Origin of the sequence: Streptomyces sp. NBC_00080 (assembly GCF_045041255.1) — a bacterium.
In the GTDB taxonomy this organism is placed as follows: domain Bacteria; phylum Actinomycetota; class Actinomycetes; order Streptomycetales; family Streptomycetaceae; genus Streptomyces; species Streptomyces coriariae.
The window spans coordinates 3,417,101-3,431,962 of sequence record NZ_CP108235.1 but is presented as its reverse complement, the minus strand read 5'-3'; the positions used below and the strand labels follow the sequence as shown (position 1 = coordinate 3,431,962).

Here is a 14,862-nt window from a genome sequence, read left to right as displayed (position 1 = left end):
TTGTGCGGCTGTGCGCCGCGAGATGCGCACCCACACATAGTTATGATCACTAGCGCTGTGTGGGTATGAACCTGCTGGCTGATGTATGGATTTACAAGTTCCCTTGTTCTGCTTTTGCCCCCACGTTCCCGGGTCCTTGGAGGTGAACCGCCGTGGCACTCTCGATTTCGGCGGTGGTGCTGCTGGCGATCATCGTCTTCTTGCTGGTCAAGAAGTCGGGGCTGAAAGGCGGTCACGCGGTCGTCTGCATCCTGCTCGGCTTCTATCTGGCCTCCTCGACGATCGCGCCCACGATCAGCGACCTGACGACCAGCGTGGCCAGCATGATCGGCAGCATCAAGTTCTGACGCGTGCCGACCCTGCGTCTGCCCCTGCGCGGGAGATGTAGTCCTGCCTCGTAGGGTTGGCCCCATGACGGAACTCCCCTCCCCCAACCTCCGGCCGGGGGGACCCCCAGCTCGCGCCGCTCGGCGTCTGCTGCTGGTGCACGCGCACCCGGACGACGAGTCGATCAACAACGGCGCGACCATGGCCAGGTACGCGGCCGAGGGTGCCCATGTGACGCTGGTCACCTGCACCCTCGGTGAACGCGGCGAGGTCATCCCGCCGGAGCTGCGGCATCTGACCGGTGCCGCCCTGGGGGAGCACCGGCGCGGTGAACTCGCCGCCGCCATGGCCGAACTCGGCGTCGACGACTTCCGCCTGCTCGGCGGCCCCGGCCGCTACGGCGACTCCGGGATGATGGGCCTTCCCGACAACGACGACCCCGCCTGCTTCTGGCGTGCCGACGTCGACGAGGCCGCCGCGTCCCTCGTCCAGGTCGTCCTGGAGGTGCGCCCCCACGTCCTCGTCACCTACGACGACGACGGCGGCTACGGCCACCCCGACCACATCCAGGCCCACCGCGTCGCCATGCGGGCCGCGGAGCTGGCCGAGGACGCCGGGTGGCGCATCCCGAAGGTGTACGTCAACCGCGTCCCGCGCTCCGTCGTCGGGGCCGCCTTCGCGCGGCTCCGGGAGGAACTGCCGGGACTGCCCTTCGCCAAGAGCGCCGTCGTCTCCGACGTGCCGGGCGTGGTGGACGACGGCCTGGTCACCGCCGCGATCGAGGGCGGCCCGGTGTACGCCGCCGCCAAGGCCGCCGCGATGCGCGCGCACGCCACCCAGGTCGAAGTCGCCCCCGGCGAGCAGTACTTCGCCCTCTCCAACGAGCTCGCGCAGCCCCTGTTCCCGATCGAGTACTACGAACTCGTACGCGGGGAGCCCGCCGGGAAGAGGGAGACCGACCTGTTCGCCGGTACGGGCGACACGACGGAGGTGGCGTGATGTCCGACCGCGGTTCGATGCTCGCCCAGCCGCTGCGGATGCCCCCCGCCGGACGGATCGCCGCCTGTGCGGGACTCCTGCTCCTCGGCGCCGTCACCGGTCTCGCCGGGGCGCTCGTCCAGGCCGGCTGGTTCCCGGGCGGACTGCTCCTCGCACTCGTGGGCGCGGCCGGGCTGTTCCTCGGCGGGGCGCGTGCGCTCGGCAGCCGCGCCGGGGCCGTCGCGCCCGCCGCCGGCTGGATGATCTCCGTCATCCTGTGCACGGCGGGCCGTCCCGAGGGTGACTTCCTGTTCGGCGCGGGAGGCGGTTCGTACCTCTTCCTGCTCGGTGGCATGGCACTTGCTGTGATCTGCGCCACCATTGGTTTGGGGCGGCAACCGGTCGGCCGCGACGTCCGACTTGGCAAGTGACGTACCACTTCACCGTGGCGTGCCCGTGGGAGTCCCGTGTGGGTTTCCCCGGCGGTCGTGGGATACGGGCCAGAAGTGGCCAGTATGGTGGTGCGCGCCGCCGAGCTGCCCGTGAGGCCGTGCGGGCGGCGGAGCCAACCTGGAGAACCTGCCTTGAGCCGTGAAACTGACAGTCCGTCCTCCGGGCCCAACGGGCGCGGCGGAGCCGCATACCCCTCGGGCACGCCGCCGTACGGCACCCCCGTGGTGTCCGACGGCGGTGCGGACGCGGGCCGTTCGTCCGCGCAGCCGGAGGAACGCAAGACCGAGACCACGCTGACGACCCGGATCCGCATCAACATCCCGGGTTCGCGGCCGATTCCGCCGGTCGTGATGCGCACGCCCGTCGCGGACGCCGAGAGCAAGGGTGGTGACGGCCCCGACGGCAACGCCCAGGCCGGTGCCGACGCGCAGTCGGCGCCGGCCGCGCCCGCCGTCGGCCACTCCTCGTCCGACACGGGCTCGTTCGAGCTGCCCGCCGAACCCGCGCCCGCCGCGGAGACGAGCAACTGGTTCGCGCCCCGCAAGTCCGGGCCGGGCAAGGGCGGGCAGGGCGGCGGCTCCACCAACGGCGCGGGTCTGCCGGGCGGTTCCGCCGCCGGTACGGGCGCGCCCACGGGTGCCCCCGCCGGCGCGGCGGGACCGGGTGCCGCAACCGGCGCAGGTGCGCCCGGCGGCGCGCGGCCGGGCAACGGACGTCCCGGCGGTGTGGTCGGCTCCATGAGCGTGCCGGGCGGCTCGCGTCCCGGCGGCACCAACGGCGCCGGGGTCCCCGGTGGCGCCACCGGCGGTCCCGTGGCTCCGGGACACGGCGGCGGCACGGGCTCCTTCGACGTCACCGAGGCACTCGCCGCGGGCCCGCTCGGCAACGGCCCGCGGCCGGGCCAGCCGGGCCAGCCGCCGGTGCAGGGACAGGGGCCGGGGCAGGGCGCCGGCGGTGCCGAGCCTCGGCGTGACAACCTGCCGTACTTCTCCGACAACGGCCGGCAGGGTCAGAACGGCCAGTACGGTCAGAACGGCCAGCAGGGCTTCGGCGTGCCGAACGGCACGCACGGCCAGGGCCCCCAGGGCGGTCTCCCGGCCGGTCCCGGCGGCTCCTACGACTTCAACGGCCCGGACGGACCCGGCGGTCCCGGCGGCCGTGGCGGCCCGCAGGGCGGCCCCGCGGGCCCGACCGGCGGTCCGGTCACCGGCGACGGCCCGATGGTGCCTCCGATGGGCGGCGTCCCGCACGGCGCTCCCGGCGCTCCCGGTGTGACGCGCCCGCCCGGCGCCCCCTCCGGTCCCGGTGGCCCCGGCGGCCCGAACGGCCGTGGCGGTCCGGGTGGCCAGGCAGGTCCCGGCGGTCCGCGTGCCCTCGGTGCCGGCCCCGGACCCGGACCCGGCACCGGTCGTCTCCCCGGCGGTGGCCTGAGCGACGACACCGCGATCCTCACCCCGCAGAAGCCCGCCCCCGAACCGGGCGCGGGCGGCTACGGCGGCCGTCCCGTCGACAACGTCTCCGGGAACACCGTCACCAGCGGCATCCCCGTCGTGCCCGGCGGCCAGGGCGGTACGCGCACCGACGGTCCGCTGCCGCACACCCCGCCGAAGGGACCGGCCCCGGCCCCGCAGAGTTCGCCCGCGGGCGAATCCAGGAACTCACAGAAGAAAAAGAAGAAGGGCCGCGGCAAGCTGCCCCTGCTGGGTGGCCTGGTGGTCGTCGCGGGGATCGGCCTCTACGGCGCCGGTCTGCTGATGAACCACTCCGACGTGCCCAAGGGCACCACCGTGCTCGGCGTCGAAGTCGGCGGCGGCACCAGCGACGACGCCGTCAAGAAGCTCGACGACGCCTTCGGCAAGCGGGTCACGCAGGCACTGAAGCTCTCCGTCGACGGCGACACCGTCACCCTGAAGCCGGATCAGGCGGGCCTGCAGTTCGACCTGCAGGCCACCGTCGACGACGCCGCCAAGAGCGACTACAACCCGGTCTCCGTGATCGGCTCGCTGTTCGGGCAGCACCGTGAGGTCGAGCCGGCGATGCCGGTCGACGAGGAGAAGCTCCAGGCGGCCCTCGAGTCCGCCGCGGGCGGCTCCGGCTCGGCCACCGACGGCACGATCAAGTTCGAGTCCGGCAAGGCCGTCGCCGTCTACGGCAAGGCGGGCAAGGGCATCGACGCGGCGCAGGCCCAGGAGGCCGTCGTCGAGGCCTATCGCACCCAGGTGGAGACCGGCACGGCCGCCGGGGTGAAGGTCCCGACGACCGACAAGCAGCCGACGATCTCCAATGCCGAGGTCGACCGGATGATGAAGGAGTTCGCCGAACCGGCGATGTCCGGCAAGGTCACCGTCATGACCGACGCGGCGCACACGGTCTCCTTCAGCCCGAAGAACTCCCTCTGGAAGTTCCTCCAGGTCAAGGCGGTCAACGGCAAGCTCGTCGAGAGCTACGACCAGGCCGCGCTCACGGAGCTCTACGGCGGCACCTTCAACGGTGTGCTGATCACCCGCGGCACCGGTCAGAAGACGGCCGTCACGGTCCAGGACGTCATCAGCGCCCTGCGCCCGGCCCTGAAGAGCGAGACGGAGCGGACCGGGGTCATCGACACCGACCCGAGCTGATCCGACGGCGGTGCCGCATGACATCTGTCATGCGGCACCGAGGACGGCAGACACTGCCGCCCACCCGGCCCCCGGGGCGACGATCGCTGTCATGACGACGACAGCACCGGTGGTCGGGTTCGACCAGGTGAGCAAGAGTTTCGGGGACGTGCGGGCCGTGGACGGCCTGACACTCGCCCTGCGCCCGGGGGAGACCGTGGCGCTGCTGGGCCCCAACGGCGCGGGCAAGTCGACCACCCTCGATCTGCTGCTCGGCCTCAAGCAGCCCGACAGCGGCACGGTCCGCATCTTCGGCACCGGCCCGCGTGAGGCGATCGTGGCCGGCCGGGTCGGCGCGATGCTCCAGAGCGGCGGCCTGATGGACGAGGTCACGGTCGCCGAACTGGTCGCGCTGGCCTGCGGACTGCACCCCAGGCCGTACCGGGTCGCCGACGTGCTGGCCCGCGCGGGCGTCACCCAGATCGCCGACCGCAAGGTCGACAAGCTCTCCGGCGGCCAGGCCCAGCGGGTCCGGTTCGCCCTCGCCACCGCAGGCGACAGCGACCTGATCGTCCTGGACGAGCCCACCACCGGCATGGACGTCACCACCCGGCAGGCGTTCTGGGCCACCATGCGCGAGCAGGCGGACCAGGGCCGCACGGTCCTGTTCGCCACCCACTACCTCGAAGAGGCCGACGCGATCGCCGACCGGGTGCTGGTCCTGCACCGGGGCCGGCTCCTGGCCGACGGCACGGCGGCCGAGATCAAGGCCAAGGCGGGGGCGCGCAGGATCGCCTTCGACCTGGCGGACGGGATCGACGAGGCAGCGCTGCGCGCCCTGCCGTTCCTCACCAGCCTGACGGTGTCCCCCAGCGGCTCCGGCGCCGGCTCCGGCCGGACCGTCCGCATCCAGTCCACCGACGCCGACGCCACCGTCCACGCGGTCTACGGCCTCGGGCTCTACCCCCGCAACCTCGAAGTCGCCGGGCTGGGCCTGGAGCAGGCCTTCGTCGCCCTCACCACCGCCGAGGAGGCGAAGTCCAAGTGAACGGCCTGATCAAACTGGAACTCACCCGCGCCCTGCGCAACCGCAAGTTCCTGTTCTTCTCGGTGATCTACCCGTCGGTCCTGTTCCTGCTCATCGCGGGCAGCGCCGACGGCGCGGAGAAGGTCGACGGCACGGGCCTGACCCTGCCGACCTACATGATGGTCTCGATGGCCTCCTTCGGCGCCCTCACGGCCGTCCTGATGGGCAACAGCGAACGCATCGCCAAGGAGCGCCAGAGCGGCTGGGTGCGGCAGTTGCGTCTGACCACGCTCCCGGGCCGCGGTTACGTCCTGGCGAAGACGGCGAGCGCGGCCGTGGTCAGCCTGCCCTCCATCGTCGTGGTCTTCGCCGTGGCCGCGGCCGTGAAGGACGTACGGCTGGACGCCTGGCAGTGGTGCGCCCTCACCGGCGCGATCTGGGCCGGCAGCCTGGTCTTCGCCGCCCTGGGCGTGGCGATCGGCTACCTCGCGAACGGGGACGCGGTCCGCCCGATCACGATGATCACCTACTTCGGCCTGTCCATCCTGGGCGGCCTGTGGATGCCGACGACGACCTTCCCGACCTGGCTCCAGGACATAGCCAAGTGGGTGCCGACGCACGCGTACGCTGCCCTGGGGCAGTCCATCGAGCAGAGTCAGGCCCCGCATGCCAAGGACATCGTCATCCTGGTCGTCTTCTTCGCCCTGTTCACGGGCGGCGCGGCCTGGCTGTACCGGAAGGACACGCTGAAGGCGTGAGCGTCATGACGGACGACCAGCTGACCGAGAAGGCCCGGGGCGGACCGCCGATCGCGCTGGGCCGGACCGCCCGCACGACGGGCGAGCTGTGGCGGCGCAAGGTGCTGTGGATCGGCGTCTGGCTGGTGTTCCTCAGCTCGCCGGTCCACGACCTCGTCTCGGGTGACCACACCACCGGCGGCACGGTGGCCGGCTGGCTGGGCCTGGCGGTGTTCGTCACCGTCTACCTGTCGCTGCTCTTCCGGGACATGGGGGCCGCGCCCTACCCCGACAGGCTCGTCGCCGCCCTGATCGGCTCCATGGCGGTGCTCGCCACCGTCCTGTGCCTCACCCTCGGCTCCGCCTGGCTCGGCCTGTACTGCTACGTCTCCGTGGCCTGCGGGATGGTGCTCCCGCTGCGGGTGGCGTTCTGGACGATCCCGGGCACCGCCGCGGTGATGCTCCTCGTCGGCCTGCGCACCGACGAGGACGAGGCGCTCAACCTCCTCCTGCTGGTCCTGCTCATCGGCTTCGCGATGACCGGGGTGAGCCAACTGGTGCGCACGACGGTGGAGTTGCGCAAGGCCCGCGCGACGGTCGCCCAGCTCGCCGCCAACGAGGAACGGCTGCGACTGGCCAGGGACCTGCACGACCTGCTGGGCCACTCGCTCTCCCTGATCACCCTCAAGAGCGAGCTGGCCGGCCGGATGCTCCCCGGCCATCCAGAGAAGGCCGCCGAGCAGGTCGCCGACATCGAACAGGTCAGCCGCCAGGCCCTGGTGGACGTCCGGGAGGCCGTCACCGGTTATCGGCGGCCCCGCCTCGCCGCCGAACTCGCGGGCGCACAGGTCGCGTTGACGGCGGCCGGCATCATCGCCGTGATCCCCGCCGAACCGGACCTCGACGACGTCCCCGAGGAGAGCGAGTCCGCCCTCGCCTGGACCCTGCGCGAGGCGATCACCAACGTCGTACGGCACAGCGGCGGCGCCCGCTGCACGGTGGACCTGGTGCGGCGTCAGACCCTCGACGGCCCCGTCCTCGAACTCTCCGTCGAGGACGACGGTTCCGGTGGTTCCGGCAAGGGCCCCGGCAACGGCCTCACCGGCCTCACCGAGCGCCTGGAGAAGGCCGGCGGCACCCTGGAGGCGGGCCGCGTCCGGCGCGGCTTCCGGCTGACGGCCCGGGTCCCGGCCGGCCCGGTGCCGGACGTAGGATCCGGCTCATGAGTGGTGGCATGATCAAGGTCCTGCTGGCCGAGGACCAGTCGATGGTCCGCGAGGCCCTGGCGGCCCTGCTCGGCCTCGAGGACGACATCGAGGTGGTCGCCCAGGTGGCGCGCGGCGACGAGGTCCTCGCGGCCGCCCGCGCCCACGACGTCGACGTGGCGCTCCTCGACATCGAGATGCCGGGCGCGACGGGCATCGAGGCCGCCGCGCAACTCCACAAGGAGCTACCGGGGTTGAAGCTGGTCGTGCTCACGACCTTCGGCCGCCCCGGCTATCTGCGCAGTGCCATGGAGGCCGGCGCCGACGCCTTCCTCGTCAAGGACGCGCCCGCGGCGCAGCTCGCGGAGGCGGTCCGCAAGGTCCTGGCGGGCGAGCGGGTCATCGACCCCACGCTCGCGGCGGCGGCCCTGGCGGGCGGCGCCAACCCCCTCACCGACCGCGAACGCGAGGTCCTGCGCGCGGCGGCCGACGGTTCGACGAACGCGGAACTGGCGGCGGCCCTGCACCTGTCCCAGGGCACGGTCCGCAACTACCTGTCGACGGCGATACAGAAACTGGCGGTACGCAACAGGGCCGAGGCGGTGCGGACCGCGAGGGAGAAGGGCTGGCTGTGAGGGGCAGCGCCCCCACCAGCCTCCGACGACCCTCCCGCTGGCCTGCGACGGGCCTCCGGTCAGCTCGGGGCGGCCCTCCGGTCAGCCTCCGGGGCCTCCGGCCAGCCTGCGACGGGCCTTCCTCGGGGATACGACGAGCCTCCGGTCAGCCTCCGACGGGCCCGTGACGGGCCTTCGGTCAGCCCGCGACGGGCCTCCCACAGGCCTCAGTTCAGCATCGCCCGCGCGGCGAACGCCTCCTTGCGCACCCGCTCCGCGGTCCCCTCGTCCACGACCTCCACCAGCCCCGCGTACTCCTCCAGCTCCACGGCCCCGCCGACGAAGTCCCCCCGCTGCACCAGCAACTGCCCCTTCTCGTACCGCAATCGCGCCGGATGGGAGGGCACCGCCAGCGCCAGCTCCACGGCCCACAGCGCGACATCCGACCGCTCCGGCCGGGCCAGGGCCCAGGACCGGATGTTGTTCAGGATCCGCATCACGACGTCCAACGGCTCCGCCGGGACCAGCATCGACGGCTCGAGCGGCGCCCCCGTCGCCGCGGTGACCAGCGACTCCGCGTCGTCGCCCGACAGGATCCGGCCCCCGTCGAAGGGATCGACGAGCACCTGGCGCTCCCGGTCCGCGGGCGGCCCGAACCCCACCACGAAGTGCCCCGGCAGCGCGACCCCGTACACCGGCGCCCCGGCCCGCCGCGCCACCTCCACCCACACCACGGACAGCAGGATCGGCAGGCCCCGCCGCCGTACGAGCACCCGATGCAGCAGCGACGACTCCAGCCGCTCGTAGTCCGCGGCCGCGCCATGGAACCGGTACCGCTCGCCGAGCAGCTCCCGCAGCGCCACCGCCCACTCCCGCGGCCCGCCGGGCCGGTACGGCAGCTCTCCCGCCAGCCGGTCCAGTTCGATCTGCGCGGCGTCCAGTGCGGCCTCGTCCAGCTCCCGGTCCGGCTCCGCGCCGATCAGCAGGCACAGCAGGGCCAGATCGGGCCGCTCGGCCCGCGCCTCCTCGGCGAACCGCCGCCGCGCCTCCCCGGCCTCGAACCCGCTCACGCATGCTCCCGATAGTGGTGGTAGGCGTGATGCGCCGCGAAGCCCATCCCGGCGTACAACGCCCGTGCTCCCGCGTTCTGCTCCTCCACCTGGAGCCAGGCCGCCGACGCGCCCTCCTCCAGGGCCCGCCGGGCGAGTGCGGCCATCACGACGGTGGCCAGCCCCCGCCGCCGCTGCGCCGGATCGACCTCGACCGCCGCGAACCCGGCCCAGCGCCCGTCCACGACACACCGTCCGATGGCGGCGGGAGCCTCGCCGGGCTCCCCGGGTACCGAGGCGAACCACACCGAGGCCCCGCTCCCCAGTACCTTCAGGGCCACCTCGCTCACCCCCTTGCGCTGATACCGGGCCAGCCACGCCTCGTCGGCCTCCCGGGCCAGGGCCACCCCCTCAGCCTCCGCCCGGTCGGCGAGCGGCGCCAGTGCCCCGATCCACAGCTCGGCGCTCACCTCACGCACCCACCCGCGCCGCTCCAGCTCCGCGCACAGCAGCTCCTGGGTGCCCTCGGCCCCCGTCGCGGTCTGTACGTAGGCGGGCAGCCCGCGCTCGCCGTACCAACGCCGTACGACGTCCAGGGCCTCGTCGAGAGGGACGCCCGGCGCGCCGAGCGGCAGCACCGAGTTGGCCCGGCGGGTGAAGCCGGCGGCGGCCCGCAGCTCCCATTCGCCGAGCCGCGCGCTCTCCAGCGGACGCCAGGCCCGGGAGGCGGCCTGCGCGAGCTCCTGGTAACCGGCGGCGGGGCCTCGGCGGCGGGCCGGGGCGGCCGGTACGACCTTCCCGGCGACCAGCGAGGACGCGTCAACGCGGACGCTCTCGCCACTCTTCCGTGTGATCACCAGCACACCGGCGTCCCATGATGTGAGAACACCTACCGTGTCGGTGAATTTCCCCCCGGCGGTGCCCGCCTCGGTCAGGCATCGTACGGAGACACGTTTGCCCACGTCAGCAGTGGTGATGCGGACCTCGAGGCGTCCGGCGGCCGAGATTTCCACAGGTCAGTTCACCCCTCCTGTTCGGATCATGCCCAGGAACGGAGATACTAGAGGCGGGCATCGACGACGCCGCGCTCCCGCGCGCCAGGCGGCGGAGCCTGAGGAGGCCCGCCAGCGCCCTATCGAGGAGGAACGACAGCGTGACCTACGTCATCGCGCAGCCTTGTGTCGACGTCAAGGACAAGGCGTGCATCGAAGAGTGCCCGGTCGACTGCATCTACGAGGGCCAGCGGTCCTTGTACATCCACCCGGACGAATGCGTCGACTGCGGCGCCTGTGAGCCGGTCTGCCCGGTCGAGGCGATCTTCTACGAGGACGACACTCCGGAGGAGTGGAAGGACTACTACAAGGCGAACGTCGAGTTCTTCGACGAGCTCGGCTCGCCCGGCGGCGCCAGCAAGCTGGGGCTGATCGAGCGCGACCACCCCTTCGTCGCCGCGTTGCCGCCGCAGAACCAGTAAAGCGGCCCGCACCTCGTGCCGCCTCGGTCCCGTACGGCCTGATCGCCTCAGATCGCCGTGCGGGGCCGAGGCGTTTGCCGTAAGGGGCAGCTCCCGTACCAGAAAGTGAGCCAGAAGCCGTGTCCGCAGTCTCCGACCGTCTCCCCACCTTCCCCTGGGACAAGCTGGCGCCGTACAAGGCGACGGCCGCGGCCCACCCGGACGGCATCGTCGACCTCTCCGTCGGCACCCCCGTCGACCCGGTCCCCGAGCTGATCCAGAAGGCCCTGATCGACGCGGCCGACTCGCCCGGCTATCCGACGGTCTGGGGCACGCCCGAGCTGCGCGACGCGATCACCGGCTGGGTGGAGCGGCGGCTCGGTGCCCGCGGTGTGACCCACCGGCACGTGCTGCCGATCGTCGGCTCCAAGGAACTGGTCGCCTGGCTGCCGACCCAGCTGGGCCTCGGCCCCGGCGACCGGGTCGCCTACCCGCGCCTGGCCTACCCGACCTACGAGGTCGGCGCCCGCCTGGCCCGCGCCGGGTACGAGGTCTACGACGACCCCACGGACCTGGACCCGGAGGGGCTGAAGCTGCTCTGGCTCAACTCGCCGTCCAACCCCACGGGCAAGGTGCTCTCCAAGGACGAGCTGACCCGGATCGTGGCCTGGGCCCGTGAGCACGGCGTCCTGCTCTTCTCCGACGAGTGCTACCTGGAGCTGGGCTGGGAGGCCGACCCGGTCTCGGTCCTGCACCCGGACGTCAACGGCGGTTCGTACGAGGGCATCGTCTCGGTCCACTCGCTGTCCAAGCGTTCGAACCTGGCGGGCTACCGGGCGGCCTTCCTGGCGGGCGACCCGGCCGTCCTGGCCCCGCTCCTGGAGATCCGCAAGCACGGCGGCATGATGACGTCGGCGACCACGCAGGCGGCGGCCGTGGCGGCCCTCGGTGACGACGCCCACGTCCGTGAGCAGCGGGAACGCTATGCGGCCCGCCGCACCGCGCTGCGCGAGGCACTGCTCGCCCACGGCTTCCGCATCGAGCACAGCGAGGCCAGCCTGTACCTCTGGGCCACCCGGGACGAGTCCTGCTGGACCACCGTCGCCCACCTGGCGGACCTGGGCATCCTGGTGGCCCCCGGCGACTTCTACGGCGAGGCGGGCGAGAACTTCGTCCGCGTGGCCCTGACGGCGACGGACGAGCGGATCGCGGCGGCGGTCGCCCGGCTCGCCCGCTAGGACGCCTCCCGCGCCCGACCGGCCCGCCGCGACGACGAGACGGGGCCCAGGGAACACCCTGGGCCCCGTCACCGGCTCGACGGCCGCGGTCGTCAGCCGAGCGGCAGGCTCTTCACCGGCAGGGTCTCGGCGCCGGGCAGCCCGCCCTTGGTGAGCGAGTCCGTCGGCAGTCCGCCCTTGGTGGCGGTCGACGCGGTGTCCCCGAGGAGGCCCCCGGCGGAGCCCGCTGCCTCGCCGGCCGTCTTCTGCGCCGCGGGCGCCGCCTTCTTCACGGCCTTGCCGCCGGTCTTGCCCGCGGCCGGCACCGTCTGCTTGACGGCCTTGCCACCGGTCTCACCCGCGAGTCCGGTGACGTTCTGCGCCGCGCCGTCGACCGTGGTGCCGACACTCGCCGCGTCCAGGGCGGTCAGTCCGCCGAGGTTCGGAGCGGCGGGAAGGCTGGGGGCCGCACTGGCGGAGCCGGCCGCACCGACCCCGGCGGCCGCTCCCGCAGCGACAAGCAGCGCGGCACGGGCGATCCGGCGGGTCAGGGGGAGGGACATGATGCTCCTTCGACGGGAGAGAACAAGGACTGTCTGTGACTGCTGTGACTGTCTGTCTGTCCGGGCCCGGACGCAGTGACTACCGCTCGAAGCCTGCGAAGGTTGCGCACGGCCAACGTAAAGAGTTGGCAATGCGTCGCATTATCGCCTGTGGATAAAAACGGGCAAAAACCGCCCGATGTGAAAGTCCGTCAAACCCCTGTAGCCCTTTGTCCGCAAGGGATTCGTCGGATGCGGGGGTGATGGCGCGAAAACCTGAGCACTAGGTCGCCCGAACGGTCCGTACGTGACCCCACCGAGTGACGACCCGTACTGCTGCGCGGTCTACTGCGCGGTGACGATCCGTACGCTGCCGCTTCCGCCGCCCGCCCCGGTCGCCCCGGCGGCCTCCGCGCTGGTCGAGCCGATCGCCCGCCACCGGCTGTCGGTGTTCCCGGAGACCCACTCCCGGCCCGCGTACGACACGCTCTCGATGCGCAGCGCCGAGGCGTTGGCCACCGCCCAGTGCGCCAGCTGCCAGCCGCGCTCGCCGACACTGCGCCCACCGGAGGTGGTGTCCTCGGTCACGGGCAGCGTCACGGTCCGCCCGGCGCTCTCGGCGGCCGGCGCGTCCTGGTCCGCCGGGGGAGTGGACGAGACGCCCTGCGCGTCGGCCTCCGAGCCCGCCTGCTGCAGCGCGTCCCGCCCGAAGTCCCGCACCAGCGCCGCCCGCACCGCGTCCGGACCGGTGGTCGTCGGTGTGGTGGCAGAGCGGCCGTTGCAGGTCAGCGTGGCCGCCGCCGTCCCGGTCAGCGCGGCGGCCAGCACCGTGGCGTCCGGCTCGTGCTTGGCGTACGCCTCCGGGTAGCCGCTGCGCTGCACGCGTTGTGCGGCGACGGTGAGCGGGAGCTCGGTGTAGTCGCGGACCTTCGCGAGGTGCTCGTAGAAGATGTTCGCCGCGTACGCCGGGTCCGTGACCTGCTTCTCGGTGCCCCAGCCCTGCGAGGGCCGCTGCTGGAACAGGCCGAGCGAATCCCGGTCGCCGTGGGTGAGGTTGCGCAGCCCCGACTCCTGGAGGGCGGTCGCGAGCGCGATCGCCACGGCGCGCTCGGGCATGGCCCGGTTGGTGCCGACGGCGGCGATCGTGGCCGCGTTCACCGCCTGCTCCGGCGTGAACTCGTACGTCGCCCCCTTCGCGCCGCCCGAGACGACCCGGCAGCCCGGATCGTCGGTGCCGCCGGTGACGTACTGCACCACGACATAACCCGCGACGGCGGACAGGACCACGCAGGCCGCCCCGAAACGGAGGAGGCGGCCGCGGCGCTTGGGAGAGGGTGACGGCTCTGGCACGCGTACAAGGTACTGGAGAGTACTGAGGAGTAGGAGGCCCGTGCGCTGAACGCGGAAAAGCCGGCCGCGCAGCGGGCGCGTTAGGGTCGACGGCATGGCCGACACCACCCTTGACCTCACTCTGGACGCCGCCGCACTCACCGCGCGGCTCGTCGACTTCCGTTCGGAGAGCGGCACCGAGAAGCCGCTCGCGGACGCGATCGAGGCCGTCCTGCGCGCGCTGCCCCACCTCAGGGTGGACCGCTACGGCAACAACGTGATCGCCCGCACGGACCTGGGCCGCGCGGAGCGTGTGGTCCTCGCCGGCCACATCGACACGGTTCCGATCGCCGACAACGTCCCCTCGCGGCTGGACGAGGACGGGGTCCTGTGGGGCTGTGGCACCTGCGACATGAAGTCCGGGGTCGCGGTCCAGCTGCGCATCGCGGCGACGGTCCCGGCGCCCAACCGCGACCTGACCTTCGTCTTCTACGACAACGAGGAGGTCGCCGCCGACCTCAACGGCCTCAAGCACGTGGCCGAGCACCGTCCGGAGTGGCTGGCGGGCGACTTCGCGGTGCTGCTGGAGCCCTCCGACGGCCAGGTGGAGGGCGGTTGCCAGGGCACCCTGCGGGTCCTGCTGAAGACCAAGGGCGAGCGGTCCCACTCGGCGCGCAGCTGGATGGGCTCCAACGCCATCCACGCGGCGGCCCCGATCCTGGCCCGCCTCGCCGCCTACGAGCCGCGCTACCCGGTCATCGACGGCCTGGAGTACCGCGAGGGACTCAACGCGGTCGGCATCACCGGCGGGGTGGCCGGCAACGTCATCCCCGACGAGTGCGTCGTCACCGTCAACTTCCGCTACGCGCCGGACCGGAGCGAGGCGGAGGCCGTCGCCCACGTCCGCGAGGTCTTCGCCGACTGCGGGGTGGCGGAGTTCGTCGTCGACGACCACAGCCCGGCCGCCCTCCCCGGCCTCTCCCACCCGGCGGCGGCGGCCTTCATCAAGGCGGTCGGCGGCACCCCGATGCCCAAGTACGGCTGGACGGACGTGAGTCGCTTCTCCTCGCTGGGCGTCCCCGCGGTCAACTACGGTCCCGGCAACCCGCACTTGGCGCACAAGCGGGACGAGCGCGTGGAGACGGCCAAGATCCTGGCGGGCGAGGAGCGGCTGAGGGCCTGGCTCACCGCCTGAGGAGACGTTCGGCGCGCGGGCGCTTCAGGGCGGACACGCCGACGTCCCCCCTCCGTAACCCGCGTAGATCTACGCTGAGGTGGAACGAACTCCCCGGCTCTCGGCTTCGCCCGAGCCGGGGAGGCCCCAATCGCGGAGG

General features: G+C 72.7%; 15 protein-coding genes. 11 read left to right on the top strand and 4 right to left on the bottom strand.

All coding sequences use genetic code 11. The annotated features are described in order from the left end of the window. Positions 1-152: 152 nt before the first annotated feature. The 8 genes from OHU34_RS15055 (at position 153) to OHU34_RS15020 (ending at position 7,959) form a co-directional block, all read left to right on the top strand. Positions 153-347 carry a hypothetical protein gene (locus OHU34_RS15055; protein WP_020127941.1) on the top strand — a complete coding sequence of 65 codons (195 nt, stop codon included), beginning with the start codon at positions 153-155 and terminating at the stop codon, positions 345-347. Positions 348-411: 64 nt separating this feature from the next. After that, on the top strand, positions 412-1,326 hold the full coding sequence (gene mshB / locus OHU34_RS15050) for an N-acetyl-1-D-myo-inositol-2-amino-2-deoxy-alpha-D-glucopyranoside deacetylase (protein ID WP_142266047.1): 915 nt from the start codon (positions 412-414) through the stop codon (positions 1,324-1,326). Further along, positions 1,326-1,736 carry a DUF6113 family protein gene (locus tag OHU34_RS15045; RefSeq protein ID WP_020127939.1) on the top strand — a complete coding sequence of 137 codons (411 nt, stop codon included), beginning with the start codon at positions 1,326-1,328 and terminating at the stop codon, positions 1,734-1,736. Before mshB ends, OHU34_RS15045 begins: the two co-directional genes overlap by 1 nt. Positions 1,737-1,889: 153 nt before the next feature. Beyond that, positions 1,890-4,376, top strand: coding sequence for a hypothetical protein (locus tag OHU34_RS15040; protein ID WP_405766749.1), 2,487 nt, complete (start codon positions 1,890-1,892; stop codon positions 4,374-4,376). A 91-nt stretch (positions 4,377-4,467) separates the two neighbouring features. After that, a complete protein-coding gene (locus OHU34_RS15035; protein ID WP_142266049.1) occupies positions 4,468-5,403 on the top strand; it encodes an ABC transporter ATP-binding protein in 936 nt (311 codons plus the stop codon). Further along, a complete protein-coding gene (locus tag OHU34_RS15030; protein ID WP_054242691.1) occupies positions 5,400-6,140 on the top strand; it encodes an ABC transporter permease in 741 nt (246 codons plus the stop codon). The genes OHU34_RS15035 and OHU34_RS15030 overlap by 4 nt, the downstream gene beginning before the upstream one ends. Then, positions 6,137-7,345, top strand: a complete 1,209-nt coding sequence (locus OHU34_RS15025) for a sensor histidine kinase (RefSeq protein WP_405766745.1) — start codon at positions 6,137-6,139, stop codon at positions 7,343-7,345. The genes OHU34_RS15030 and OHU34_RS15025 overlap by 4 nt, the downstream gene beginning before the upstream one ends. Further along, entirely contained in the window at positions 7,342-7,959 is a 618-nt protein-coding gene (locus OHU34_RS15020) for a response regulator transcription factor (protein WP_230194734.1), read from the top strand. The genes OHU34_RS15025 and OHU34_RS15020 overlap by 4 nt, the downstream gene beginning before the upstream one ends. A 206-nt stretch (positions 7,960-8,165) precedes the next feature. Here OHU34_RS15020 and OHU34_RS15015 read toward each other — a convergent pair whose 3' ends face one another. Both OHU34_RS15015 and OHU34_RS15010 read right to left on the bottom strand, forming a co-directional pair. Next, a complete protein-coding gene (locus tag OHU34_RS15015) occupies positions 8,166-9,008 on the bottom strand; it encodes a transglutaminase-like domain-containing protein (protein WP_142266051.1) in 843 nt (280 codons plus the stop codon). Beyond that, complete coding sequence (locus tag OHU34_RS15010) at positions 9,005-10,000, bottom strand: GNAT family N-acetyltransferase (RefSeq protein ID WP_405766741.1); 996 nt, start codon at positions 9,998-10,000, stop codon at positions 9,005-9,007. The genes OHU34_RS15015 and OHU34_RS15010 overlap by 4 nt, the downstream gene beginning before the upstream one ends. A 140-nt stretch (positions 10,001-10,140) precedes the next feature. On the opposite strand from OHU34_RS15010, the gene fdxA reads away from it, so the two are divergent. Next, on the top strand, positions 10,141-10,461 hold the full coding sequence (fdxA, locus tag OHU34_RS15005; RefSeq protein ID WP_003973842.1) for a ferredoxin: 321 nt from the start codon (positions 10,141-10,143) through the stop codon (positions 10,459-10,461). Between the two features lie 119 nt (positions 10,462-10,580). Beyond that, the gene (locus OHU34_RS15000; protein WP_142266053.1) at positions 10,581-11,678 is read left to right on the top strand and encodes a bifunctional succinyldiaminopimelate transaminase/glutamate-prephenate aminotransferase; all 1,098 of its coding nucleotides are present in this window, start codon (positions 10,581-10,583) and stop codon (positions 11,676-11,678) included. A 92-nt stretch (positions 11,679-11,770) separates the two neighbouring features. Here the strand turns inward: OHU34_RS15000 and OHU34_RS14995 are convergent, their stop codons facing one another. Next, positions 11,771-12,220 (bottom strand): hypothetical protein, encoded by a 450-nt coding sequence (locus OHU34_RS14995; RefSeq protein ID WP_020127930.1) that lies wholly within the window; start codon positions 12,218-12,220, stop codon positions 11,771-11,773. 324 nt (positions 12,221-12,544) lie between these two features. Further along, positions 12,545-13,549: a heavy metal transporter gene (locus tag OHU34_RS14990; protein ID WP_142266054.1), complete on the bottom strand. Its 1,005-nt coding sequence runs from the start codon at positions 13,547-13,549 to the stop codon at positions 12,545-12,547. 94 nt (positions 13,550-13,643) lie between these two features. Here OHU34_RS14990 and dapE point away from each other — a divergent pair, with 94 nt between their 5' ends. Then, entirely contained in the window at positions 13,644-14,723 is a 1,080-nt protein-coding gene (gene dapE, locus OHU34_RS14985; RefSeq protein WP_405766739.1) for a succinyl-diaminopimelate desuccinylase, read from the top strand. Positions 14,724-14,862 lie beyond the last annotated feature (139 nt).